Genomic DNA, 24,322 nt, shown 5'->3' on the forward strand with positions numbered 1-24,322 from the left:
CGGCCCTGGGCGGTGATGCCGACACCGCCCCACGGACCGTGGGGGTTGTTCGTCGGCGGTCTCGCACTGTCATTCGATTGATGAGGTTGGCGAGACGCTGAACGGTCGTGACCGTAGCTTTGTCGCGCCGCGTTACGGGTTCTTACAATCTTCCTATGGCGGTGATTCCTTTCTACGGGGCCGAGCAGCCTGACATCTTTGCGATCGAACGTCGCGCCATGGACCGTTCGGGTCTCGTGATAGACGCACTCGACGTCCGGTTGCCGCGGAACGGTTGCCTTTTACTGATGGATCATTCGATGCGGGATACGCCACCTGGGCGTATTTCTTCTCTCGCGACTGGGGCCCCGACCCCGGCCTAAGGGAGCTTCACCGAGTCGTACGCCGAGGCGGGCCGTTGCCTATCGTCGATAATCTCGGAGACGACGAATTCACCGCACTTGCGTCGCACGACATTACCGCAGACAGTGCGTACTGGGAAGGTAACGGATTCGAGTGTCACCCCGTGGGTACCCATTTCGAGTTCGAGAACATGGCGGACGCGCAGTTTTCAACCGTCGTTGATAGTATTTTGGCGATTCTATTGACGCTAGGTTGACGGTATGCAGGGAACCGACAAGCCACATGATCCCCTTGGTGACACACGACCGGAGGGGTCAGGAGCCGAGAACGGTGCATCTGTCATCCGTGGGGCATGTCATCACGACTGTCCGGACACCTGTGTGTGGGACGCCTCCGTGGTGGATGGTCGTGTTGTCCGTCTCCGCGGCAACTCAGACCACCCGACAACGCAGGGTCAGCTGTGTCCCAAGGTGAGCCGCTTTGTCGAGCGGGTGTACCACCCTGATCGATTGTTGACACCCCTGCGACGCGTGGGCCGTAAGGGGAGCGGAGCGTTTGAGAAGATCACATGGGAGGAGGCGATTGCAGAAATCGCAACGCGTTTTGGTTCCATTGCCGAGACCTCAGGCCCCGAGGCCGTGTTGCAGTACTCATTTGCGGGCACCCAAGGCGCGATTCAGATGGGCATCATGTCTGACAGGTTCTTCGAGGTGTTTGGGGCGAGTGACATTCGGCGTCACCTCTGTGGCACAACCGCAACGCTTGGGGCGTCCGATGTACTTGGTCTACCGACCGGCATCGACCCGGAAGACATCGCGAGGGCGAAAACTGTGATTCTCTGGGGGACCAATACCCTGCTCACAAACCGTCATCTCTGGCCAACCATCGCGCAAGCAAAAAGAAATGGTGCAACGATCGTCGTGATCGACCCGATTCGGACCGCAACGGCGTCGGCACCCGAGGTCGACCGGTTTCTACAGATCCGTCCAGGGACCGACGTGGCGTTGGTACTCGCCATGATCCACGTCATCAGCCGCGACGGCCTCGTTGACGACGATTGGATTGCAGGCAAAACGACTGGTTGGGCGGCACTCAATGACTCGGCCGAGGCGATGCCTCCGCATGAGGCCGCCACGATCACGGGTATCGATGTCTCGACGATCGAATGGTTAGCTCGCACCTATGTCTTAAACGGCCCATCTGCGATCCGCGTCCTCATTGGTCCGGAGCACCGTGAGCATGGCCGTGACCTCATGCGCTCGATAGCTCTGCTCCCTGCGGTGACGGGTGCGTGGCAGGAGAGCGGCGGCGGCCTCGCTCGCTCGACATCTGTGTATTTCGAGCAGGCCCTCAATTTTCCAGAACCGGTCGGGGACGCGAGGCGAACCTTCAACATGGCTGCGCTTGGTGCGATCCTTCAAGACTCGGAGTTGCAACCTCCGATTGAGGCCCTGTTTGTTCACAACTGCAACCCGGCCGTCATCGTGCCAGATCAGAACGCGGTCATCGCGGGTCTTGAGCGCGAGGATCTGTTCTGCGTCGTGCTCGAGCAGTTCATGACCGACACCGCTCGTTACGCGGACGTTGTGCTGCCGGTGACAACGCAGCTTGAGCATCTCGATCTTGCTCCAGCTTGGGGACATCTCTATTTGGCTCTCAACAGGCCGGCGATTGCACCGGTCGGAGATGCGCTTCCCAACACTGAAATCTTTCGACGCCTCGCGCTTGAGATGGACATGTCGGACCCGATGTTGGCGATGAGTGACGAAGAGCTGGTGCGTGTGCTGCTCGATTCGAAGCATCAATGGTTAGAAGGCATCACGTACGAACGGTTGTGGTCCGAAGGATGGGCGCGCCTCAATGTCGAGTCCGGTTTCAGGCCCAACGTTGATGCTCCGATCGAGAGCGCAGACGGCCGCCTTGCTTTGGGTGCGGTCACCTATCGGCCAGGGTCGGAAACGCCCGAAGGTGACCCCGAGCTAGCCGCCCGTTTTCCACTCACCCTCTTGACCCGCAAGCAACATGTGAAGTTTCTCAACTCGTCCTACGGCGGGTTTGCGAATCACCTTCCGCGCGAGGGTGCGCCCCGACTCGAGATTCATGTGACGGACGCCGATGAACGTGGTATCAGCGGAGGTGACTCCGTCGACGTCTTCAACGATCGCGGTTCGATGACGCTAGATGTCACGATCTCGGATGCCGTGCAGCCGGGTGTTATTTCGATGCCATTTGGTTGGTGGAATGGCGATGAACGTCAAGAACGCGGCGTCAACATCCTGACCAACCCTGCAGTCGGCACCGACGGGATTGGTTCGGCCGCATTCCACGAAAATCTAGTGCAGGTGGTTTCAGCAACAACGACTGCAGGGTGAGCGGACGGTGCACATCGCGACCAATGCGCCCTACCGGCGATTTACGGTTCTCGTTTTGGTCCTACCACGCCACGCATCTCGCAGGCGGGCGGCTCGTCGTCTTCGAGGGGGTGGACGTGTGGACTTTTTCCAGGGGCAAGGTCTCCGTGAAGGATGTATCCGGCAGGGCATTTTTGTGCTGGATCGTGTTGGTCGTTACGACAGAACCGGTCCAGTGGTGAGGGCGTTGCGGGTTCGTTCGAGGATGAGATCGACGCCTGCATTGTCAATGTCGAACGGTGGTGTGTAGCGCAGCGAGTTAGTCCCACCGTGGATGACACCGAGGCCGTTTTTGCGCAGGTACTCCTCCGTGCTGTTCTCTCCTGTCGCCACAAAGCGCGGATGTAACTCACAACTCAGCAGAAGGCCGGTCCCTTGTACCTTGATGATTGTGTCATCCAGTTCTTGGCCAAGCCGGTTCAAGCCGTCGACAAGTTCGCGACCGCGACGGGTGATATTCTCGCGTAACTCTGGCGTCACGCTGTCGAGTACTGCAACGGCAACGTCCATTGCGCGAGGGTTGCTTGACATTGTGTTGCCGTACACGCCCGTCTGGTACAGGGCGGCTGTCGATGCTGACATTGCCAACACCGACAAGGGAAACTGGCCGGCGTTGAGAGCTTTTGAGTATGTCTCCATGTCTGGTGGCGGCAAATGCCGGAACCCCGGGTAGTCGACTATCGAGAGCACCCCGTGAGCACGGAACCCTGCTTGGATCGAATCGACGAGCAGAAGAGCGCCATGTTGACTTGTTAGTTCTCTGACGCGTTCGTAGAACTCAGGCGTGATGGACTTACCCGGGTCGCCCTCACCCATGACCGGCTCCATGAGGAACGCCTGGATGAACTGGTTCTCGTTCTCGGCTTCTTTGAACATCGCCTCGAGCCCGTCGACATCATTCGGTTCGACGGTGAGCAGCGGGTCAATGTCGCGATAAGATGCTAGGTGTTCGCGGTATTTCTTGCTGGTCGAGTCCGTAAAGCGGGCGGGGCCGTCGGTGCGGCCGTGAAAGCCGCCAGCGATACTCGCCGACCGTATGGGGCTGCCGTCGTATCGACCGCCTGGGTCGGTCATGAGCTTGGCGTTGATGTCACACAGCCTTGTTGCGATGTTCACTATCTCGGACCCGCTATTGAGACAGACAAACTTTGCAAATGGATGATCGCCGTCACGTGTGTGGCCGATTTCTCTGCGGAGCCGGTCGACGAGGTTCATGTGACTAAGCGACGGTGTCATGACGTTCGCCATGACGTGCGGTCGGCTTATTGCGTCGATCACGTTTTCAGGAGCGTGCCCGAACCCGAGCATGCCATACCCGCCACAGTCGTAGATCACACCGCCGTTGAGCGTCACAATCCATGGACCCTGCCCAGCGATCGCGACGTACGGATTGACTTGGTCGCCGGGGTAGAAGTTTATAAATCCGTCCTGGACCCTGGCGCACTGGGCGGCTTCGTCAAGAGCGAGTAGATCGGCATGGTCGATTTTGAGCTTGTCGAATTGTTCGACTGCCCGGCCGATGGCGACAGCAAGAGAATCGTCGTGCGTGAGGAAGTCCGCGACTGTCGTATCAGACAGCCCGACGGTGCGTACCGCGCCTCCGTGTCGGCGCATTTCTCCAAGACGTGAGATCAGGAGGTCTGCGTCGTGTGATCCAGCGGTGGGTGCCACGTCGTTCCTCCAGTAGTCGGGGCAGTCCGGGAACAGTACCAAGGTGCGCGACACCCCGTACAGGACTCTGGCGCTACCTCAGCTCGTATGTGAGGGGGACGCGTGGGTGCCAGACGCCTAGCATCAACTTCCATGAAGCTGCTGGTCTATTCGCACGAGGCAAGCCTGCGCCACGATACCGGCGCCGGTCATCCGGAGCGTCCGTCGCGTATCAAGGCGGCACTCGCCGGCATTGCCGCGTCGGGTGCGGACACGATTGATGTCGCTGCGCAGATGATTGATCGGGATCTGCTCCGTCTTGTTCACGCCGGCGACTACATAGATGCAATCGAGCGTTTTTGTCGCGCAGGCGGCGGTGCGCTCGATGCCGACACCCGCGTCGTTGCAGGCTCTTGGGAGGCTGCGCTCCGTTCGGCGGGTGCTGGTATCCAGGCCGTCGACGACCTTGACAACAAGAAAGGTGACGCCGCCTTTGTCATCACTCGGCCGCCGGGCCACCACGCCCTGGTTGACCGCGCTATGGGCTTTTGCCTGTTCAACAACATCGCGATCGCCGCTCGGTATCTGACGGGTCAAGGGCAGCGTGTCGCGATTGTTGATTGGGACGTTCACCATGGCAACGGGACACAGGATACCTTCTACGAAGATCCTGACGTCCTCTACGTCTCGTTACACGAGTACCCCGCTTATCCGGGCAGCGGTTGGGTGGACGAGACCGGTGCTGGCCGCGGAGCGGGTACGAACTTCAACTTTGCTTTTCCCTCCGGTACCGATGGCGCCGCGTATCGGTGGGCGTTTCACCACGCGATACTTCCGATGCTCGCCGAATTTGCGCCGGACTGGTTGCTCGTCAGCGCTGGATACGACGCCCACCGCGATGACCGCCTCGCGAGGATTTCCCTGGATCGTAAAGACTATCGGCAGATGGCGTCGATGTTGTCCTCAGTTGTTCCCACACACCGAACAGTGCTGTTCTTCGAGGGAGGTTACGCCCTCGATGCCGTATCGGCTTCGGTCACTGACACAGTTGCGGGTCTGCAACACCCCAAGACTGCCCCATCACCCGTTGCAGACGACACGGCGGCATTTCAGATAGCGTCAACCGTTGCGTCGGAGATCCACAACCACTTCGGGCTGACAAATCGGGGCATTGGTTAAAGAAAGCCACTGATAGTCCGATAGTTGATTCAGCAGCATGCACCGAAAGGGATTTCTAGCGTGGTTGATGGATTACCAACCGTTGATGAGCTTCTGAAAAAGCTTGCTTCGGTCGAAGGCTCGGACCTGCATCTTAAGGTCGGGTCACCTCCTGCATACAGGATAAATGGGGAGCTTCATCTCTCGAATCTGCCGACGCTGAAGCCTTCGGACACCGAGGAGATTGCCAAAGAACTCATGTCGGACCGCATGCGAGCCGAATTCGACTCGACCAACGAAGCAGACTTTGCGTACGGACGTCCTGACATCGGACGCTTTCGTGTCAACTGTTACCGCCAGCGCGGATCCGTGAACATTGTGATGCGCGCAGTCAGTTCGTCGAGCCTGACATTTGATGAACTTGGGCTTCCCAGCGTGATCCGCGATCTTTGCCAGCACAAGCGTGGTCTCGTTCTTGTCACGGGTCCGACCGGTTCGGGTAAGACCACCACTCTCGCTGCCATGATCGACTTCATCAACTCGACCCGCCGATGCAACATCATCACGCTGGAAGACCCAATCGAGGTGCTCCATGCCGACAAGATGTCGCTTGTCGCGCAGCGCGAGGTAGGTGTCGATACCGAATCTTTTGCAGAGGGTCTCAGACGGGTGCTTCGCCAAGACCCGGATGTCATCCTTATCGGGGAAATGCGCGATCAGGAGACTGTTAAGGCCGCAATTCGGGCGGCGGAGACCGGTCATCTCGTTCTTTCGACTTTGCACACGATTGATGCGACAGAAACGGTGAACCGTATTGTCGACTTCTTCCCCTCGACTATGCAAAACCAGATTCGGCTCATCCTTGCGGGTTCGTTGCGCGGAATCGTGTCACAGCGTCTGTTGCCCACAATCGATAACAGTGGCCGTATCCCGGCGGTCGAGGTCCTTATCAACAACGAACGCGTTTTCGATCGAATCGTCGACCCTGCGCTGACCCACAGCCTGGTTGAGGTGATTGCGGATGGCGAGTACTACGGCATGCAGACCTTTGATCAATCCATCCTGGCGGCGTTCCGCAAGGGACTTGTTTCTTTCAACGATGCGTTGGTCAGTTCCACCAACCCATCCGATTTCAAGCTTGCAGCCGAGAACGCAGGGCTGGTCACACACTCTTAGAAATGTGTACATCGCATTTCTAAGTGGGGGCTGGCGCAAAAGTATCGGGGCGACCATCTGGGCGTCCCGATATTTTTTTCATAGTCGGGCAGTCGTGGACGATGCGAAGACGTTCGCTCGGGGGGTAGTCCGCTACCATTGCGTCTTCGATGTCTTCTTTCACTTGTCAGACCTGCGGAAATACGTTCTCCTTGCCCGATCATATTCTTGAGAGGTACCCGGGTTGGCGGCCTTCCGAATGCATGGACTGTCGGGGAGACAAGAAGAAGTCTTCGAAGTTGGGTGTCGGCGCGTCGGGCTCGAAAAAGCGCGCAAAAAGTCTCAGCGCCTCGCGCATCCTGAGTACCGACGAAGTGCTTGACATGTTCAAAGACGGACCCATGTCGGGCGTGTTCACCGACGGATCGAGCGTTCCCAACCCGGGTCCCGGAGGATGGGGCGCGGTGTACGTCGTCGACAATGAAATCGTTGAGACGCTGGCCGGGGCGGATCCGGACACGACCAACAATCGTATGGAGTTCACTGCCATCATTGCCGGTATCGAGATTGTTCCATCTGGTACTAGCGCTGTTATCTACACGGACTCTCGCCTTGCCGTTCAGACCCTGGTCGAGTGGGCCGGCGGTTGGGAGAAGCGAGGTTGGAAACGCAAAAGTGGTCCAGTCGAAAACCTAGATCTTGTGAAACGCGCCCACTACGCCTTTCGGAATCGGCCTGAAATCTCAATTCAATGGATCGCTGCCCACAGCGGTTACCGCTGGAACGAGTACGCAGATGCCTTGGCGAGCGGCTGGCGTACCTAACCACGATTTGCGGCGGAGCCGGTAACCTCTGCTGACAATGATCCCTCCTCGCCTCGAACCGCTCCTCGCTCCCGACTCGCCGACGGTGGAACTTTCTCGGCTGTTCGCTGACGCCGGTCACAACTTGTACTTGGTCGGCGGAACCGTTCGCGATGCGCTGCTTGATCGGTCGAGTCCCGACCTCGATTTTGCGACAGCGGCGCGACCCGATGAGATCAAGAGCATCGTGGGGTCGTGGGCTCACGACCTGTATCTGGTGGGTGAGACATACGGAACGATCGGTGCGGTCCATGACGGTGCGATCTACGAAATCACAACGTTCCGGTCGGAGGTGTATCGCAGTGAGTCTCGCAAACCCAAAGTATCTTTCTCGGACACCATCGAGGAAGACTTATCACGGCGTGATTTCACCGTCAACGCCATGGCCCTTGCTCTTCCCACAGACGCGACAGAACCCTACATTGTCGACCCGCATGGTGGTCTTGTCGATCTGGCCGCGAAAACTCTTCGCACACCAAGCTCGCCCGAAGTGTCCTTCGGGGACGATCCTCTGCGCATGTTGCGGCTGTACAGGTTCGTTTCGACAATCGGATTCGCGGCGGACCCGTCGACCGTGGCCGGTGTCGAAAAGATGGCCGACCGGCTCGCCATCGTTTCAATCGAGAGGGTTCGTGCCGAGTTTGATAAGCTAATTGTTGGCGAGCACGTGGGTGCTGCCCTCGACGGATTGGTACGTTCGCGGCTCGCCGATGTCTTTTTACCTGAGCTCACCGCGTTGGCGCTGGAGCAAGATCCAGTGCACCGCCATAAGGATGTATTGGCGCACTCCATTGCGGTCGTCGAGAAGACATCGCCCGACCTTGTATTGCGACTTGCGGCACTCTTCCACGATGTCGGCAAGCCGCAGACCCGGGAGTTCGGGAAGCACGGTGTGTCTTTCCACCATCATGAAGTTGTCGGTGCTCGTTTGGCACGCCGTCGTATGAACGAAATGAAGTATCCAAAGAGAATCATTCGCGATGTTTCCCAGCTGGTATTTCTTCACATGCGCCCTCACACATTCAAGATGGGTTGGACCGACTCTGCGGTTCGGCGTTACGTTCGTGACGCAGGTGAGCTTCTCGATTCACTCAACGAGCTTGTCCGCTGTGATGTGACGACGAGAAACGAAAAGCTGGCGGCGTCCATTTCGCGCAGGATCGACGAAATGGAGGCCCGGATCACAGCGCTTCGTGAGAGGGAGGCGCTCGACGCGATTCGGCCACCAATCGACGGGCGCGATGTGATGGAACATCTCGGCCTCGAGCCTGGACCTGAAGTAGGAGAGGCGATGAAAATGCTGCTTGAGCGCCGTCTCGACGATGGTCCGTACTCAAAAGAGGAAGCGTTAGCAATGCTGGATGAATGGTCTTCTAACCGGGGTTGAGTACACCGACGCCGAATCGCGCGACGTTCCATTGCAGAGCTAAGTCATCGCGGCAGGGCAGCTGCGATCTCGGCTGCGAGCCTTGCGTTTGAAAGTACCAGGGCAATGTTTGCGATCAGCGTTGCGCCGGACGACGCTTCGTTGAGGTATTTCAGGAGGAATGGCGTTACGTCCTTGCCCGATATCCCTTCTTCGGTGGCCGCGGCGAGGGCCGCGACGACCATTTGGTCGATGTCGGAGACGGGTATGGCGTCCTCTTGCGATATCGGGTTTGCAATCACGACCCCGGTCTCGAGGCCAAACTCCCAATGGGCGGCAAGCATGTCGGCGATTTCTCGAGGTGTGTCTAACCGCACACTCACTGCAAGGCCAGAGCTTCTCGAGAAAAACGCGGGGAAGTCATCAGTTCTGTAACCGACGACGGGGACACCCGCCGTCTCTAAGGCTTCGAGCGTGTTTGGAAGATCAAGTACTGACTTGGCGCCGGCGCACACGACGGCGACTCCCGTGCGGCCGAGTTCGGTGATGTCTGCTGAAATATCGAGTGTCTGGCCAATGCCGCGATGCACCCCGCCGATTCCACCGGTAGCAAAGACACTAATCCCTGCTGCTTTTGCAATCAGCATCGTTGTCGCGACGGTCGTCGCTCCGGTTCGTCCTGCTTGCAGAACGGCTCCGATGTCGCGTCGTGACACTTTGGCGACATCGGTCTCCTCAGCAAGTCGAGCTAGCGCCGAGGACTCCAGACCTACGTGTGCCGCACCGTCGAGGAATGCAATCGTGGCGGGCACTGCGCCCCCGGAGCGGACCGAAGTTTCGATCTGGCGCGCCGTCTCAAGGTTCTTCGGGAATGGCATTCCGTGCGAAATGATCGTGGATTCAAGGGCGACGACAGGTTCGGCGGCGGCGAGCGCGTGCACTACCTCGGGGTGGATGACGAGCTGACGTTTCACATGTTCTCCAGGGTGGTACTCTGCGCCGACTGCTGGAACACCGCGTGTGAGCCGCCAACAAGGTTGAGGGCTTGGGACGCAAGTCGTATGCCGGCAGTCACTGCATCGGCGAGTGGGCTGCCCTGACAGAGGCTTGCAAGAGTCCCTGCAATGAGCGAGTCGCCTGCGCCGGTGACATCGCCACCGACGGCATCGACCGTCCGGCAATGCCCCGACCCGCTCTCGTCAGCCCACCATGCCCCGAGCGAACCATCGGTGACGACAGCGGCTTTGTGACCGGCATCTACAAAGCTTCGGACGGCGTCGCCAGCAGAACCGGAGTCGGTCCCGAGCAGTATGGATGCTTCTTCGAGGTTGCTGAACACGAGATCAAAACGTGATTCGGCAAGCCTGTGCGCCTTGGGAACACTGACGGCGTCGGCCGCAATCGATACCTTTGCGTCGACCGCCGCAGCGACCGCCGCAGCGATGACATCGGGTTGCAGGTTCGCATCAACGAACATCCATCTCGTTCTGGCAAGCTGCGACAGCGTCGGCCGAATGTCATCCCAAGCAACGGTGTCGAGAACGTGCATGTCGTTAAGCCCAATCACGAGATCACCATCAGGGCCGATCACCGCGGTATACACACCGGTGTTTTCCCCCGGTCGCACGACGACGCCGGTGCATTCCACGCCTGCTCGTGTTGTGCTGTTGATGATCGCTATGCCGCGAGCATCATCACCAATCGGCCCCAAGAGAATTGCCGGTGTCCCCGCGACTACGACTGCCTCCGCAACATTGCGTGCAACCCCGCCTGGAGTCTCAGTGGCTGTGCCGATGTTTGACGTTCCCTGAACCAGAGTGGTGTCGAGTCGAAATGCAACATCCACGTTGATACCGCCAATACAGAGCACACCCGGATCGGGTTTACTGAGCACATAGGCCCGCCCCTCGATATATCCCTTGTCGACAAGCGAGCGAATGTGGGTCGCGACAGTCGATCGGGTGCTACCGAGGTGAACCGCAAGGTCCTGCTGCGTTAGAAAAGGGTCACTTCGCAGATGATCGAGAACCCGGGCTTCTTGGGCAGTGAGAGTCGGCATCCATCAAGCATAACATCAACAAGAGTCTACTCACTAGACGAGTGTCTACGCGCGTTTGCGGTCACGGAACGAAGCGACGTTTGTCCGATTTGCGCAGGGTGCAGAGCAGAAGCGTTTGCTTGCGTTGCGCGTCGTGTCGACAAACACTTTCCGGCAGCCGCTGGCAACGCAAGACCCGAGGCGTCCGTGATCGTGTTGAGAAGCGACCATCGCAAGACCCATTGCGGTGTACGCACGCAGCTTGGTCAACAACGGGAAGTCGTTAGCCGTGTAGTGGAAATGGACACCACCGGTGTCGTGATCGACTAGGCGCGGCTCTATCTTCGACTCGCTGAGGAGGTGGTTGATAATTTCTACCTTCCTGGCCCCTGACTCTGCGTGGAAGACGTCGCGCAATGTTGCCGCTAAAGCCTCAACTTCAGGCAGGCGTCGCTGGTGCACGGCAGTGGTCTCGTCGAATCCCTTTTCGTCTATGAACTCTTCAAAACGCGAGAGCGCAACATCGTCGTTAAAGAGGTTAACGAGGTCACGAGCAAGCATGACAGGTTCATCGGTGTAGTGCGCGTAGTCCATCTTCGTTCCCGATCATGTAATGGTCATGACCACTCTAATCGTTACGGATTGAGATTATCGGCGAATTGGGGTGAGCGGGCACCAAGAACGATCATTACCCGCGTGGTACATCCTTCCACGGAAGATCCTTGTCGACTCGGGGCTCGCCGGGGAGTCCCAGAACCCGTTCGCCCATAATGTTCCTCATAATTTCGGACGTGCCGCCCTCGATCGAGTTGGCGCGCGACCGCAAGAATCGCCGACGCGGATCTCGGTCTCGCTGCGTTGCTCCTTCGGGAATCACGAAGGAGTAGTCGTCGTACAGCATCGCGCTTGGGCCAAGAAGGTCGGTCGCCATTTCGAAGATCTTCTTGTTGAGGTCTGCAAACACAAGTTTTCCTGTCGACCCTTCGGGTCCCGGTGTGCCGGCGGAGCGGTTTTGGCTGGCGCGCATATTCGTCAGCCGCGCAGCTTCGGCCTGTATCCACAGCTTCATGAGGGCGTCTCGGCTGCCTGCAACCTTGCGGTCGCGCCACACGTCGAGCAACTCGCCAATCGCACCGGAATTGCGCGGCTCCACCGCACCGCCGATAGCAACGCGTTCGTTCATCAGCGTGGTCAACGCCACCCGCCATCCATCACCTACGTCGCCGATCCGCTTCGAGTCTGGGATGCGGTGGTCGGTTAAGTAGACCTCGTTGAACTCCGCCTCGCCGGTGATCTGACGAACAGGTCGAATATCAACACCGGGGGCCGTCATGTCCATAAGAAAGTACGTCATGCCGCGATGTTTTGGGGCATCCGGGTCGGTCCGCGTCACGAGCATCCCCCATTTGGCGATCTGCGCCACCGTCGTCCACACCTTTTGACCGTTGACCACCCACTCGTCACCATCACGGATTGCCCTTGTAGAAAGCCCCGCAACATCACTTCCAGCCCCTGGCTCTGAGAACAGTTGGCACCAGATGTCCTCACCGGTAAACAGCGGCCGTAGGTGAGCTTCATGCTGTTCATCGGTGCCGTGTGTGATCAGCATTGGCGCACCCATACCGTGGCCGATGAGGTGGAAGAATGAAGGACGATGCGCTGTGAGGGTGTCGAGTCGAGTGTCTATCAGATCTTGAAGCTGCGGTGCCATTGCAAGGCCGCCCTTGCCGACAGGGAACCTGACCCATGCCAGACCGGCATCAAACTGCGCACCCATGAACTCAAGGCGATCCCCAGCGGGGTCGTAGTTAGCGATCAGCTCGTCGATGAGTTCGTTGATTCGAGCGGTCTCGGTCGCTGTCATGGTTTCTCCGATTGGGGTGGTTCCCAACTTAGCCTGTGGGTCGCCGATGCGCGGCGCACGGTAAGTTATCGCCGCATTACAGGTTGCCGAGATACGCGTCGAGCCATTGCTCGTCAAGATCGCCGAATGGTTCTGGTGCCCCGGGCAACGTCCAGATGTGGAGCATCTCGCCGGTGATCGGGATCGCAATGGACACAACAGGGCACATGCCGAGTGGCGAGACCAAGCCCGCAATGGCGGGTGGCGTCACTGCGAAGCAGAAGTTGTCGTGCGCATGCCATACCGTGAGCGGCCCACCAACCGCCGGACCGGGAACCCCGATTTGTGACATTTCGTACAGCACGCCGACAAGTACCGGCCCGTCGGGTCCCTCGGCGTATATCAGGTTCTCGGGTCGGGTTGGGTCAAGTATCAGACCATCATCTTTGTAGCGCTCGTTCCCAGCGTGGAACTCTCGGCCAGACATCGCATTCACGTCGTACCCGTCGGCGTCTGCGCGGGCGACATCCTCGTACTTCGCCGCGTTGGCGACCGTTGCGGCGTAGAGCTCGTCGGCGGCTGCCTGTTCGGCTTCGGTCGGCTCTCGGTCCTCGCCGAGCGGTAAAAGGACCCCCGGCTCGGGGACTTCGCCAAGGTGATGTCCACCCGCGCCGGCGTTGAACGCCCCGGCCCATGAGCCCACAGACGTAAGAACCAGCATCGCGATCAAGGCTACGGATCCGCCTAGCTGACGGAATCGGCCTGGTCGGGACGGACTGAGGACAACGCCGAGAGCGGCGATTTCGACAAGTTTGGTGACGAGGCTGGTTTGGTCCGGGGCGTTGCCTGCCAGAGACGAGACAACGAAACCAAGAATCGACCCGACGAGGACAATCGCTGCCCACTTTCTCCAACGCCTGCCCAATACGAGGCGGCGCGCGATCACAAACAGGAGGACACCGTCGAATGCGAACCCGACCGCGTAGATGTCAAACGTGTCACCAAGCGCTAGGCCGATGTGGATTGCTCCGGTCGATGCCAACAACCACGCCAGGAAGCGTCGGTCGGTTGGCAGGGCGCGGTAGCCGGTGAGTGTGGCCGACCTGGTTCCTCGGGTGTCACGCCACCGGAGCAACAGCACCCATATCGCGAAAAGGGCGAGGGCGACCCAGCCCGCTCCGGGTTCGGGGATCACCCGATACAAGGGACTCCCCAGATAGTCTCCGGCGTCGCGTAGGGCCGTTACTGCAGCGCCGGCGCTTGAGAGGCTGCTGCTCATGCGGTCGTCCCCGCAGTTCTAGGTCTGCGGTACCAACGACGTCGTTTTGGTGGAACATTGAACACTCTCAGCGCGGTCTGTTGGCGCAGCAGTCTGATGACAGCGATGGGAAGCACTAAGCGTGTCAACACGGGAACCGGTCCCGGGAGGCTGTGTGCGAGGAAAAGGGTCAGCAAGAGCTCGATAACAGTGATCGCAACTATCAGCCTCTCGATCCTGATGGTGTACTTTCTGGCTCTGGGAGAACCTCTCCGGAGTCCCCTGGAGAGTCGAAGTGTGATGAGCGCAGCGAGTGCGGTGACGATAACCGAGACGATCGTGACGCCGCCTGTCAAGGCCGTGATGAAGCCCACTTCAAGAGTCGATACAAAGGCGATACCACCCTGGATGAGCACGAGAATCCGGACAACGTTGATAACACTGTCGTCTACGGTCTGTATCTGAGTTTGCGAGGTCATGCCCCGATCGTATGGGGCGATGCTCGGTGCATCTATTGGGGATACCCCTGATTGTTCCCTAAGAAAACGGTTTGGGTTTACCCGAATTGACCGACATACGCATATGCGTATAATCACCGCTCGCGATACTAAGCCGAGGCCGAACCATGTTTACTGAATCCAAACGCGTCGCCATTCTTGGGGCGTCCGGTTATGCCGGTGGTGAGCTTGTTCGTCTCGTTGACGGACATCCAAATCTTGAACTTGTTCACATCGGCGCCCACTCCCGGGCTGGGCAACCTCTCAGTTCAGTCCACCCACATCTGTCGGGCGGCGAGCGTGTGCTTGCCACGCTCGAACCCTCCGAGGTCCCCGAAATTGACGTTGTCTTTTTTGCGCTACCGCACGGTGCATCGGCGGCGCCCGCAATGCAACTTCTTAACCGGGGAGCGGTCCTCGTCGATCTGGGATCAGACTTTCGGATGACAGATCCGGTTCGGTACACCGAGGCGTATGGCATTGAACACCCGGCACCCGAGCAGCTCGGTAGCTGGGTGTACGGTCTACCCGAGTTGTTCGGAAAGCACCTGATCGGTGCCGACCGGATTGCGGTACCTGGCTGTTATCCGACGGGTGCGCTGCTTGGCCTCGCACCGCTCGTCACGGCCGGTCTTGTCGATACATCCGGTGTGATCGTCGATTCGCTTTCTGGAGTATCGGGTGCGGGTCGCTCCGTAAAGGACAACCTCCACTACGGCGCTGCGAGCGAAAACGCCACCGCATACGGGCTCGTCACCCACCGACACCGGCCAGAAATCGAGCAAGGTCTTGAGGCGGTCGGGGCGGTCGACCCCGTTGTCACCTTTACCCCACACCTCGTCCCGATGTTGCGCGGTGAGCTGACAACTTCCTACTGCAAGACCAAGGCGTCTGAGGAAGAGCTGAGGGAGGCGCTCACTAAAGCGTATGCGGATGCACCGTTTGTGCGCGTCGTCGATGAACCACCGCAGACGAGGTGGGTGGTTGGTTCGAACAACGCAATGGTGACCGTACGTGTGGACCAACACGCCGGGTTGGCGATCATCGTTTCAGCGATTGACAATCTCCTCAAGGGTGCCGCCGGGCAGGCTGTGCAGTGTGTCAACGTGTCATATGGATGGGAAGAAACCTTGGGGCTCCCATCCACAGGGGCGATGCCATGAGCGTTGTCGCGGCAAGAGGATTTAGGGCAAATGGGGTCGCCGCGGGCATCAAGTCGGACGGCGCTCTCGACCTTGCCGTTGTGATCGCGGACGAGGTGATACCGACAGCGGCCGTGTTCACAACATCGCAGGCGCCCGCTGCACCGGTCCGTCTCAGCGCGCACAACGTGATGACACAGCCCGGTTCACGCGCCGTGGTGCTCAACTCCGGTGGTGCCAATGCCGGTACGGGGCCGAGCGGGGATGCATTGGCGGTGACCACGATCGAGGCAATGGCAGAGCTGCTTTCTTGTGAACCAGCCGAGGTCCTTGTGTGTTCTACCGGCACCATCGGGTCTTCGCTTCCGGTCGACCGCATGGTTGCCGCTCTGCCACAGGCGATCGCAAACGCATCCGCTTCGCCAGAGGGAGGTACCGCAGCAGCGCAGGCGATCATGACCACTGACACGGTCATCAAAGAGGCGACGGTGAGCGCGGACGGCTACATAATCGGTGGCATGGTCAAGGGCGCTGGAATGATCCGCCCGGACATGGCGACGATGCTCTGCGTCATCACCACCGACGCCAGACTCACGAGTGCCCAGCTCGACCATGCCCTACGTAAAGCGGTTGTGGTTTCGTTCAACTCGCTCACCCTCGACGGGTGCGCCTCGACAAACGACACCGTGATAGTGATGGCCTCTGGGATGTCCGCAGCGACACCAGATCTTGGGGAGTTCGCCGGCCGACTCTCAGCGGTTTGTCTCGACCTTGCCAACCAAATGGCGCACGATGCCGAAGGGGCGACGCGGGTCATTACTTTGAACGTTCGGGGTGCAGGCACCGATCAACAAGCCCGTCTGGTTGGTCGTGACATCTGCGATTCAGACCTCGTTCGGGCATCATTTTTTGGTGGCGACCCGAACTGGGGGCGTCTGCTCGGTGCGGCCGCGGCATCGACGATCCCGATCGACGCCGGGATGTTCTCCGTCGCGTACTGCGGCGTGGAAATTGCCGCCGGTGGTGTGCAGGTCAACTACGACGAATCGTCGTTGCTCGCGCGCCTCAAGGATGGAGATTTTGAAATTGATATCACCGTCGGAGGTGGCGAGGGAGCGGCGACCATCGTCACTACCGACCTCACGCCGGAGTACGTGGCGTTTAACGGGGAGAGATCCTGATGACAACCGGCCACACATCACCGACGCAGGTGAAGTCACGCATAGCCACCGGCATGGGTAAGGCGCGCATCTTTAGCGAGGCGCTGCCGTTCATCAAGCGATATCGGGACACCACGGTTGTCATCAAGTACGGCGGTTCCGCAATGGTCGACGCTGCGTTACGGGAGTCCTTTGCCGATGACGTCGCGATGCTCCACTACGTCGGTATCAATCCCGTCATCGTGCACGGCGGCGGTCCCCACATCTCAAGGGCGCTCAAGCAGCGGGGTATTGAGTCAACCTTTGTGGATGGGTTGCGTGTCACCGACGACGACACCATTTCTGTTGTGCAGGCAACCCTCATAGGTGAAGTGAACCCCGACATTGTCAGGCTCATCAATACGCACGGTTCGTTGGCGACCGGTGTCAACGGTCTTGATGCCAACCTCTTTCTTGCCGAACAGATCGATCCGGCGCTCGGCCATGTTGGTCGAGTGGTTCATGTAAACACCACGCTGATTAAGGGTCTCCAAAGCCAGGGGTTCGTGCCTGTCGTGGCACCGCTGGCGCGGGGCCCCAAAGGAGAGACGCTCAATGTCAATGCAGACACCGCTGCTGCCGCGCTGGCGATCGCCCTTGGAGCAACCAAGCTGGTGTACCTGACGGACGTCGAAGGCCTGTATGAGGATCTTGGGCGTGAAGATTCCCTCATTTCGAGGATTACGGTCGAATCGCTCGAAGAAATGCTTGGTTCGACGTCGATCACCGCCGGGATGTTGCCAAAGCTTCAGTCCTGTGTGGATGCGTTGAAAGGCAGTGTCGAGATGGCTCACATCCTCGACGGCCGCGTGCAACACGCGGTCCTGCTTGAGGTGTTCACCCCAGAGGGTATCGGCACCATGATCACGAAGGGGTCGAACGCATGACGTCGACGGCGGCACGGCGCCGTGCAATCCGGCGGCTCATCAAAACACAATCGGTGCCAAGCCAAAGCACGATTGTCGAGCTCCTGCAGGGGGAGGGTCACACCGTGACGCAGGCGACCGTGTCGCGTGATCTCGACATCATCGGCGCCGTGAAAGTACGTCGGCCTGATGGTGTGTATCTCTACGAGGTAGCCGACCATCTCACCAAGGACATCGCGGATCGCGCCCTCACCCGTGCGCTTGCTGACTTCGTCCTCTCCATTTCGACATCGCTGAATCTCGTCATCTTGCGGACTCCGCCGGGCGGTGCGCACCTTGTTGCGGGCGCGATCGACCACTCCGGACTCGAGGGAGTGCTCGGGACGGTGGCGGGTGACGACACGGTGATGATCGTGTGCGCCGAGAGTCGCCCCGCGCTGTACGTTGCACAAGAACTTGAACAGATTGGAGCTGCCCGATGAGCAAGCGTAACATCAACAGAGTAGTGCTCGCCTACAGCGGTGGGCTCGACACATCGGTGATTCTGAGATGGATCAAGGAAGAGTATGACGCTGAAGTCATCTGCTACACCGCCGATGTAGGACAGGGTGAGGAGGTCGCGGAGGCCAAAGCTAAGGCTATGGCGACCGGCGCTCTGGATGCGATCACGGAGGATCTCACCGAGTCATTCGTGAAGGACTACGTGTTCCCTGCGTTCCGGGCGAACGCCGTGTACGAGGGTTATTACCTTCTTGGAACTTCGCTTGCCCGACCGGTCATAAGCAAGGGTCTTGTTGAGCTTGCGCGCGAGACCGGCGCTGACGCCATTGCACATGGCGCAACTGGGAAAGGCAACGATCAGGTTCGGTTTGAGCTCGCAGCGTATGCGCTGAAACCCGATATCAAGGTGATTGCTCCGTGGCGCGAGTGGGACATGCGTGGAAGGGCGGATCTGGTTGAGTATGCCAAGAAGTACGACATCCCGACACCCGTAACCGCGGCAATGCCCTACTCGATGGATGCCAACCTGTTGCACATTTCCTACGAGGGTGGTGTACTCGAAGACCCATGGACCGCACCACCAGCCGACATGTTCAGGATGACGGTGAACCCTGAGGATGCACCTGATGAGGCCGAGATGGTGACTATTGGATACCGGCACGGCGACCCGGTGAGCGTGAACGGCGTTGATCTTGACCCGGTGGCATTGCTGACGACCCTCAACGAGATGGGTGGACGTCACGGCATCGGACGTGTCGACATTGTGGAGAACCGATTTGTCGGCATCAAGAGTCGCGGCGTGTACGAGACCCCGGGTGGCACGATCATGTACCACGCCCACCGTGCGGTCGAGTCCCTGACCCTTGACCGCGAGGTGCTGCATTTGCGCGACGATCTTGCGAACCGCTACTCAGAGATGGTGTACAACGGGTTCTGGTTTTCCCCAGAACGCGAGGCGCTGCAGGCGTTTATGGACAACGTGCAGTCTCGGGTTACCGGCGAGGCGCGGCTCAAGTTGTACAAGGGGCAGGCGATCGTCGAGGGTCGCAAGTCTGCAAGCGACGCGCTCTATGACGAAGCAACCGCAACGTTTGAGGCCGACGACGTCTATGACCAGGCGGACGCCGAGGGCTTCATCCGCCTGCAATCCTTGCGGCTGCGGACCTTTGCAGAGAAACGACTTGGGGAGGGCGAATGACTTTATGGTCGGGTCGATTCGACGAAAAACCAGACGATGTTCTGTGGAGCTTCACAGCGGACGTTTCCGATCGTCGGTTGCTCGTGGATGACCTCAACGGGTCCATTGCTCACGTCAAGATGCTTGCGTCGGTCGGGATTCTCAGCGACGACGAGTCTGGTGTTATCAGCGACGGGCTCGAGGTCATTGCGCAAGAGGCACGTAGCGGATCATTCGAGTTCAAGGAATCAGACGAGGATGTGCACTCCGCGGTGGAGCGCCGCCTCGAAGAGCTGATTGGTGAGCTTGCTGGCAAACTCCACACCGGTCGTTCGCGTAACGATCAGATCTGTCTGGATCTACGGCTGTACCTGCGCAGGACGGGCGAGCGTCGCGTCGACCAGATCAAATCGCTGATGGGCGTCCTGGTTGACAAGGCAGAGGAGGTTGGCGATACGGTGAGTCCGTCGTACACCCATCTCCAGCAGGCGCAAGCGATCCCTTTTGCGCATCACCTTCTGGCCTATGCGTGGATGTTGAAACGCGACGCTGAGCGGTTTGTTGACGCCAGGCGTCGCATTGATGTGTCACCGCTTGGGGCCTCGGCGTCCGCCGGGTCGTCGCTTCCCTTGGACCCAGACGCGACCGCAGAGCTGTTGGGGTTTGCGTTGCGGTTCGACAACTCGCTCGATGCTGTTGCCTCTCGTGACTTCGTGTCCGAGTATGCATTCTGTTGCGCCCAGACAATGGTCACGTTGTCGCGTATGTCTGAGGAGCTGGTCCTGTGGGCCACCACGGAGTTCGACTGGGTGTCGTTCCCCGACCGCCACACGACAGGGTCGTCTGCAATGCCACACAAGAAGAATCCAGACATGGCCGAGCTGGTGCGTGGCAAGAGCGCCGTTGTCCTGGCGGCGTCTACCGGATTGCTCGCCCTGCAGAAGGGCCTACCGATGACGTACAACCGCGACCTGCAAGAGGACAAGGGTCTGGTGTTCCAGGCCGACGACAACACGGCCGGCTCGCTGGCCGCCATTGCGACCATGGTTGAGGCAGCCGACTTTCACCCAAAAGGTCCGGTGGGCTGGGTGACCGCTCTGGACCTTGCCGAGGTGTTGGTCGAGCGTGGTGTGCCATTCCGAGTTGCACACGAGGCAGTGGGTCGTTTGGTAAACAAGCTCGTGTCTGAGGGCCGCACCATGGGCCAAGTTACCGGTGCTGATCTTGTTGCCGCCCATCCACAATTCACAAACGACGATGTCGAGTTTGCGGACCCCACGACATCAATGGAGCGCCGAATAACACCGGGCGGCGGCTCGATGAACTCGGTGCGCACTCAACTGGCAGCTCTCAGGAGCTACCTGCGCTGACACCATGAGAGGCGACTGCACGGGATCTGGTCGGTTGTGTCGCCGAGGAGATGTCACTACCAGCGGTAGGCGAACGGTTCGCTGCCGGTTGGTGCGGTTCGGCCCAGCATCTTCTTTGCAATGATGTCTGCCGACGCCATCGAGAGTGTCCAGCCGAGATAACCGTGACCGGCGTTCACCCACAGGCCGGGTGTGCCGGGGACCGCATCGATCGTGGGCTTGCCGTCTGACGACATGGGGCGCAGCCCTGCCCACTCGTTGAGAGGGCTTTCCCAGTCAACAAGACCGGGGAACACGTTGTCTACGACGCGGCGGTGAGTGGCGAAGTTGGCCGGTTTGAATGTTGTGTCGTGGCCTTCGAACCTGGCAATGGCAGTGACGCGGAGGCGGTCGCCGAGAGGCGTTATCGCACAGAACTCGCTGAAGTCGACACCGCCGATCTTCGGCATGATCGAGCGATCCGTGACGGTTGCGGTGATCGAATAGCCCTTTGCGGGCGCGATGGGTAGACGCACGTTATGTTGTTTGAGGAATGATCCGGTGATGGCGCCGAGACAAACGACCACGTTGTCGAACTCTTCAATGTCGTTGGGGGTCGCCACGCTGAGTCGTTCGTTGCTCACGGCAACTTTTGAGATTTTCGCATTGAGAACGATCTGGCCGCGCGGCGAGGCGGTGATGGCCTGGGCGAGGTGTTCGGTGAAGCGACGGCCGTCGCCGACGGAGTCGTCGCGGACGTACAGTGCCCCGACGGGCGGAGTTTTAGATCTGCCGAACGCCGGTTCAAGCTCAAGAAGCTCGTCCCGGTCGAGGATCGTGGCGTCGATCCCCTCTGACACCAAGAAGTCGGCGTGGTGCTTCTCGTTGGCAAGGCTCTTGTTCGTGTTGTGCCAATAGAGGACACCGCGGTGGCTAGCGTCGATGTCGTAGTCGGCGTCGTCGAGCAGCTCTCTGAGGCGGTGGGCGCTCGAGATTGCGAGACGGGTGAGCGCGGTGGTGGCTGCGGGCGCTCGTCTTGGGGTGCTGTTGCGGAGGAAACTTGTTACCCAGGGGATTGAACGGACAAACACCGACGGACTGAAACCGACGGGGGATTTGGTTTTGAACAATGTCGATGCATACCGCAACGGTGCCTGCGGGGAGTTCCACACGACTGCGTGACCGGGGGTGATAAGGCTGGCGTTTGCTGCCGACGCCTCTCCCGCAACTTCCGGTCCGGCTTCGAAGACCGTGACCTCGGCTCCGGCGTTGAGCAGCTCCCACGCGGTGGTGATCCCGATGACACCTCCACCGAGTACCGCGACACGCATGATCTCTAGCCCGGCACGACGGCGCTCACGCGAATCTCAACCGCCCAGTCCGGATTGGCGAGTTTCGCTTCTACACATGCGCGCGATGGTGGCAGGATGCCGTCGAGCCACTCGATGTACACAGGGTTCATGTCGTCAAACGTCGCAATGTCTTTCAGCCAGATCGAAACTTCGAGCAGGTTGTGTTTCGATGTTCCGCAGCGAGCGAGCCGTTCGTCGATCTGGTCGAGCACCGATCTGGTCTGTTCAGCAACCGAGCCTTCCCCCGCCGGAACGACCCCCGAGAGATAGACAACATCGTTATGAATCGTGGCCACCGGCAACCATCCATCCGGATCTATGTGTTCGATATCGTTCATGTTGACGACGCTTTCGTGTGACGGTCCACCATTGCGGCGTCCGTTGGTTCACCATGGTGCGCCAGTAAACGCCAGAATGCAAGATGTGTGCCGTTTTTGTCACACCCGTCGGTTACGTTGCGGGTATGGACACGAACAACGTCACAGTAATCACCAAGAAGACTCCACACTCAGAACGCTACAGCACCGTGCTCGACCGGGCCGAGGCTCGGTTGGCGAGCGTTTTCTCATTCGATGTCGTCGCCCGTTGTCTAGGTCCCTGCTCGATGTGTGACGCTGGTGATATGGCCCACGCGGCATAGCTCGTTCGGGCCGGAAGGCCGGGATTGACCTCGTCCGGTACGTGTGAGAGACGCGATCCTGCTTCGACGGTTGGCGGCAAGGTCGCGTTTTAAGCCAGAGGCTCACGCGCAAACCGATTGTTGTAGGATCGCACAACGCCATCTGAGGAGAATGCATGGGCGACACGGTCAAATACTTGCTCAATGAATCCGAGATGCCCACTCAGTGGTACAACATTGTTCCCGACCTGCCAGAACCACCTCCACCGCCGCTCAATCCCGGGACGCACGAACCCCTAGGACCGGAAGATTTGGCACCGCTGTTCCCGATGGCATTGATCATGCAAGAGGTCAGCACCGACAGTTACATCGATATCCCCGGCGAAGTCCTCGACATCTACCGGCTGTGGCGGCCATCTCCCCTGTATCGTGCTCGGCGACTTGAGAAGGCGCTCCATACACCCGCAAAGATCTACTACAAGTACGAGGGTGTGAGCCCTGCCGGGTCGCATAAGCCAAACACTGCGGTCCCGCAGGCGTACTACAACGCCCAAGAGGGTGTGAAGAAGATTGTGACCGAGACCGGTGCCGGCCAATGGGGTAGTGCTATGGCGTTTGCCTGCGGGCTGTTCGGCATTAGTTGTGAGGTCTGGCAGGTCGCTGCCTCGTTCGAACAGAAGCCGTATCGCAAGTCGATGATGGAGACCTGGGGGGCCACGGTGCATTCGAGTCCTTCTCCACTCACCGAGGCGGGTCGCGCCATTCTTGCCCAAGACCCAAACAGCCCCGGTTCATTAGGAATCGCGATCTCGGAGGCCGTCGAGACAGCTGCCCAGAGGGACGACACCAAGTATGCGCTCGGGAGCGTGCTCAACCATGTGCTGCTCCATCAGACCATCATCGGTGAAGAGGCATTGTTGCAGATGCAGATGGCGGGCGACACGCCCGACATTATCGTCGGTTGTACCGGCGGTGGCTCGAACTTCGCTGGACTCATGTTTCCCTTCTTGCGGGAAAAGATGGCCGGCAACATGAACCCGATCATCAGGGCTATCGAGCCTGCGGCGTGTCCTTCGTTCACAAAGGGTGTCTACGCCTACGACTCTGGCGATACGGCAGGGATGACCCCGCTGATGAAGATGCACACTCTTGGACACGATTTCATACCCGACCCGATCCACGCCGGGGGTCTGCGTTATCACGGCATGTCGCCGTTGCTCTCGCATATCTTCGAGCTTGGTCTAATGGAGGCCGAAGCAATCGGCCAGACCGAGTGCTTCGAGGCAGGTGTTCAGTTCGCCAGAACCGAAGGCATTGTTCCTGCGCCAGAGCCGACTCACGCCATCGCGGCAACGATCCGCGAGGCAATGGCATGCCGCGAGTCCGGCGAGGAGAAGGTCATCCTCGCGGCGGTGTGTGGTCACGGCCACTTCGACATGGCGTCGTACGACAAGTTCCTGTCGGGCAACCTAGTCGACTTCGAGTATCCCGAGGAAAAGGTCGCCGCCGCCCTCGAACACCTACCAGTGATTAGCT

The 24,322-nt window shown here is 59.3% G+C and carries 24 protein-coding genes; 15 read left to right on the forward strand and 9 right to left on the reverse strand.

Annotated elements, in window-relative coordinates; translation table 11 throughout:
• Nucleotides 1–155 precede the first annotated feature (155 nt).
• The 3 genes from IIC71_12890 to IIC71_12900 are packed head-to-tail and all read left to right on the forward strand — an operon-like array spanning nt 156 to nt 2,714.
• Nucleotides 156–362 (forward strand): hypothetical protein, encoded by a 207-nt coding sequence (locus IIC71_12890; GenBank protein MCH7670075.1) that lies wholly within the window; start codon nt 156–158, stop codon nt 360–362.
• Nucleotides 275–598, forward strand: coding sequence for a hypothetical protein (locus IIC71_12895; protein ID MCH7670076.1), 324 nt, complete (start codon nt 275–277; stop codon nt 596–598). Before IIC71_12890 ends, IIC71_12895 begins: the two co-directional genes overlap by 88 nt.
• A gap of 4 nt (nt 599–602) precedes the next feature.
• On the forward strand, nt 603–2,714 hold the full coding sequence (locus IIC71_12900) for a molybdopterin-dependent oxidoreductase (protein MCH7670077.1): 2,112 nt from the start codon (nt 603–605) through the stop codon (nt 2,712–2,714).
• A gap of 195 nt (nt 2,715–2,909) precedes the next feature.
• Here IIC71_12900 and IIC71_12905 read toward each other — a convergent pair whose 3' ends face one another.
• Nucleotides 2,910–4,367, reverse strand: coding sequence for an aminotransferase class III-fold pyridoxal phosphate-dependent enzyme (locus IIC71_12905; protein ID MCH7670078.1), 1,458 nt, complete (start codon nt 4,365–4,367; stop codon nt 2,910–2,912).
• A gap of 189 nt (nt 4,368–4,556) precedes the next feature.
• Between IIC71_12905 and IIC71_12910 the strand changes: the two genes are divergently transcribed.
• From IIC71_12910 to IIC71_12925, 4 genes are all read left to right on the forward strand, one after another.
• On the forward strand, nt 4,557–5,582 hold the full coding sequence (locus IIC71_12910) for a histone deacetylase (GenBank protein MCH7670079.1): 1,026 nt from the start codon (nt 4,557–4,559) through the stop codon (nt 5,580–5,582).
• 60 nt (nt 5,583–5,642) lie between these two features.
• Nucleotides 5,643–6,737, forward strand: coding sequence for a PilT/PilU family type 4a pilus ATPase (locus tag IIC71_12915; protein ID MCH7670080.1), 1,095 nt, complete (start codon nt 5,643–5,645; stop codon nt 6,735–6,737).
• Nucleotides 6,738–7,117: 380 nt separating this feature from the next.
• On the forward strand, nt 7,118–7,540 hold the full coding sequence (locus IIC71_12920) for a ribonuclease HI (GenBank protein ID MCH7670081.1): 423 nt from the start codon (nt 7,118–7,120) through the stop codon (nt 7,538–7,540).
• Nucleotides 7,541–7,577: 37 nt separating this feature from the next.
• Nucleotides 7,578–8,966, forward strand: coding sequence for a CCA tRNA nucleotidyltransferase (locus IIC71_12925; GenBank protein MCH7670082.1), 1,389 nt, complete (start codon nt 7,578–7,580; stop codon nt 8,964–8,966).
• A 44-nt stretch (nt 8,967–9,010) separates the two neighbouring features.
• Here the strand turns inward: IIC71_12925 and IIC71_12930 are convergent, their stop codons facing one another.
• From IIC71_12930 to IIC71_12955, 6 genes are all read right to left on the reverse strand, one after another.
• Complete coding sequence (locus IIC71_12930; GenBank protein MCH7670083.1) at nt 9,011–9,919, reverse strand: pseudouridine-5'-phosphate glycosidase; 909 nt, start codon at nt 9,917–9,919, stop codon at nt 9,011–9,013.
• A complete protein-coding gene (locus tag IIC71_12935; GenBank protein MCH7670084.1) occupies nt 9,916–11,004 on the reverse strand; it encodes a MarR family transcriptional regulator in 1,089 nt (362 codons plus the stop codon). Before IIC71_12935 ends, IIC71_12930 begins: the two co-directional genes overlap by 4 nt.
• A gap of 45 nt (nt 11,005–11,049) precedes the next feature.
• Nucleotides 11,050–11,577, reverse strand: coding sequence for a CGNR zinc finger domain-containing protein (locus IIC71_12940; protein MCH7670085.1), 528 nt, complete (start codon nt 11,575–11,577; stop codon nt 11,050–11,052).
• Nucleotides 11,578–11,671: 94 nt separating this feature from the next.
• Complete coding sequence (locus IIC71_12945) at nt 11,672–12,847, reverse strand: acyl-CoA dehydrogenase family protein (protein ID MCH7670086.1); 1,176 nt, start codon at nt 12,845–12,847, stop codon at nt 11,672–11,674.
• 76 nt (nt 12,848–12,923) lie between these two features.
• Entirely contained in the window at nt 12,924–14,105 is a 1,182-nt protein-coding gene (locus IIC71_12950; GenBank protein MCH7670087.1) for a hypothetical protein, read from the reverse strand.
• Complete coding sequence (locus IIC71_12955) at nt 14,102–14,563, reverse strand: hypothetical protein (protein MCH7670088.1); 462 nt, start codon at nt 14,561–14,563, stop codon at nt 14,102–14,104. Before IIC71_12955 ends, IIC71_12950 begins: the two co-directional genes overlap by 4 nt.
• Nucleotides 14,564–14,709: 146 nt before the next feature.
• Between IIC71_12955 and argC the strand changes: the two genes are divergently transcribed.
• The 6 genes from argC to argH are packed head-to-tail and all read left to right on the forward strand — an operon-like array spanning nt 14,710 to nt 20,836.
• A complete protein-coding gene (gene argC / locus IIC71_12960) occupies nt 14,710–15,744 on the forward strand; it encodes an N-acetyl-gamma-glutamyl-phosphate reductase (protein ID MCH7670089.1) in 1,035 nt (344 codons plus the stop codon).
• A complete protein-coding gene (argJ, locus tag IIC71_12965; GenBank protein MCH7670090.1) occupies nt 15,741–16,904 on the forward strand; it encodes a bifunctional glutamate N-acetyltransferase/amino-acid acetyltransferase ArgJ in 1,164 nt (387 codons plus the stop codon). Before argC ends, argJ begins: the two co-directional genes overlap by 4 nt.
• Complete coding sequence (argB, locus tag IIC71_12970) at nt 16,904–17,809, forward strand: acetylglutamate kinase (protein MCH7670091.1); 906 nt, start codon at nt 16,904–16,906, stop codon at nt 17,807–17,809. The genes argJ and argB overlap by 1 nt, the downstream gene beginning before the upstream one ends.
• Nucleotides 17,806–18,270: an arginine repressor gene (argR, locus tag IIC71_12975; protein MCH7670092.1), complete on the forward strand. Its 465-nt coding sequence runs from the start codon at nt 17,806–17,808 to the stop codon at nt 18,268–18,270. The genes argB and argR overlap by 4 nt, the downstream gene beginning before the upstream one ends.
• Nucleotides 18,267–19,487: an argininosuccinate synthase gene (locus IIC71_12980; protein MCH7670093.1), complete on the forward strand. Its 1,221-nt coding sequence runs from the start codon at nt 18,267–18,269 to the stop codon at nt 19,485–19,487. The genes argR and IIC71_12980 overlap by 4 nt, the downstream gene beginning before the upstream one ends.
• Nucleotides 19,484–20,836 carry an argininosuccinate lyase gene (argH, locus tag IIC71_12985; protein MCH7670094.1) on the forward strand — a complete coding sequence of 451 codons (1,353 nt, stop codon included), beginning with the start codon at nt 19,484–19,486 and terminating at the stop codon, nt 20,834–20,836. The genes IIC71_12980 and argH overlap by 4 nt, the downstream gene beginning before the upstream one ends.
• A 56-nt stretch (nt 20,837–20,892) precedes the next feature.
• On the opposite strand, the gene IIC71_12990 is transcribed toward argH, so the two are convergent.
• Complete coding sequence (locus tag IIC71_12990; protein ID MCH7670095.1) at nt 20,893–22,146, reverse strand: FAD-dependent oxidoreductase; 1,254 nt, start codon at nt 22,144–22,146, stop codon at nt 20,893–20,895.
• A gap of 5 nt (nt 22,147–22,151) precedes the next feature.
• The gene (locus IIC71_12995) at nt 22,152–22,505 is read right to left on the reverse strand and encodes a RidA family protein (GenBank protein ID MCH7670096.1); all 354 of its coding nucleotides are present in this window, start codon (nt 22,503–22,505) and stop codon (nt 22,152–22,154) included.
• Nucleotides 22,506–22,630: 125 nt separating this feature from the next.
• Here IIC71_12995 and IIC71_13000 point away from each other — a divergent pair, with 125 nt between their 5' ends.
• Entirely contained in the window at nt 22,631–22,807 is a 177-nt protein-coding gene (locus IIC71_13000; protein MCH7670097.1) for a hypothetical protein, read from the forward strand.
• Nucleotides 22,808–22,962: 155 nt separating this feature from the next.
• Nucleotides 22,963–24,322: TrpB-like pyridoxal phosphate-dependent enzyme (locus IIC71_13005; GenBank protein MCH7670098.1), on the forward strand; the 1,360-nt coding region annotated here is incomplete at its 3' end.

The sequence above is a fragment of the Acidobacteriota bacterium genome, assembly GCA_022562055.1.
Lineage (GTDB): Bacteria > Actinomycetota > Acidimicrobiia > Spongiisociales > UBA5794 > BMS3BBIN02.

Excerpts from the sequence above, each read along its gene's own strand:
- IIC71_12890 (MCH7670075.1), top strand. The coding sequence starts at position 156 with ATGGCGGTGATTCCTTTCTACGGGGCCGAGCAGCCTGACATCTTTGCG.
- IIC71_12900 (MCH7670077.1), top strand. The coding sequence starts at position 603 with ATGCAGGGAACCGACAAGCCACATGATCCCCTTGGTGACACACGACCG.
- IIC71_12905 (MCH7670078.1), bottom strand. The coding sequence starts at position 4,367 with ATGCGCCGACACGGAGGCGCGGTACGCACCGTCGGGCTGTCTGATACG.
- IIC71_12910 (MCH7670079.1), top strand. The coding sequence starts at position 4,557 with ATGAAGCTGCTGGTCTATTCGCACGAGGCAAGCCTGCGCCACGATACC.
- IIC71_12920 (MCH7670081.1), top strand. The coding sequence starts at position 7,118 with ATGTCGGGCGTGTTCACCGACGGATCGAGCGTTCCCAACCCGGGTCCC.
- IIC71_12925 (MCH7670082.1), top strand. The coding sequence starts at position 7,578 with ATGATCCCTCCTCGCCTCGAACCGCTCCTCGCTCCCGACTCGCCGACG.
- IIC71_12935 (MCH7670084.1), bottom strand. The coding sequence starts at position 11,004 with ATGCCGACTCTCACTGCCCAAGAAGCCCGGGTTCTCGATCATCTGCGA.
- IIC71_12940 (MCH7670085.1), bottom strand. The coding sequence starts at position 11,577 with ATGGACTACGCGCACTACACCGATGAACCTGTCATGCTTGCTCGTGAC.
- IIC71_12945 (MCH7670086.1), bottom strand. The coding sequence starts at position 12,847 with ATGACAGCGACCGAGACCGCTCGAATCAACGAACTCATCGACGAGCTG.
- IIC71_12950 (MCH7670087.1), bottom strand. The coding sequence starts at position 14,105 with ATGAGCAGCAGCCTCTCAAGCGCCGGCGCTGCAGTAACGGCCCTACGC.
- IIC71_12955 (MCH7670088.1), bottom strand. The coding sequence starts at position 14,563 with ATGACCTCGCAAACTCAGATACAGACCGTAGACGACAGTGTTATCAAC.
- argC (MCH7670089.1), top strand. The coding sequence starts at position 14,710 with ATGTTTACTGAATCCAAACGCGTCGCCATTCTTGGGGCGTCCGGTTAT.
- argJ (MCH7670090.1), top strand. The coding sequence starts at position 15,741 with ATGAGCGTTGTCGCGGCAAGAGGATTTAGGGCAAATGGGGTCGCCGCG.
- argB (MCH7670091.1), top strand. The coding sequence starts at position 16,904 with ATGACAACCGGCCACACATCACCGACGCAGGTGAAGTCACGCATAGCC.
- argR (MCH7670092.1), top strand. The coding sequence starts at position 17,806 with ATGACGTCGACGGCGGCACGGCGCCGTGCAATCCGGCGGCTCATCAAA.
- IIC71_12980 (MCH7670093.1), top strand. The coding sequence starts at position 18,267 with ATGAGCAAGCGTAACATCAACAGAGTAGTGCTCGCCTACAGCGGTGGG.
- argH (MCH7670094.1), top strand. The coding sequence starts at position 19,484 with ATGACTTTATGGTCGGGTCGATTCGACGAAAAACCAGACGATGTTCTG.
- IIC71_12990 (MCH7670095.1), bottom strand. The coding sequence starts at position 22,146 with ATGCGTGTCGCGGTACTCGGTGGAGGTGTCATCGGGATCACCACCGCG.
- IIC71_12995 (MCH7670096.1), bottom strand. The coding sequence starts at position 22,505 with ATGAACGATATCGAACACATAGATCCGGATGGATGGTTGCCGGTGGCC.
- IIC71_13000 (MCH7670097.1), top strand. The coding sequence starts at position 22,631 with ATGGACACGAACAACGTCACAGTAATCACCAAGAAGACTCCACACTCA.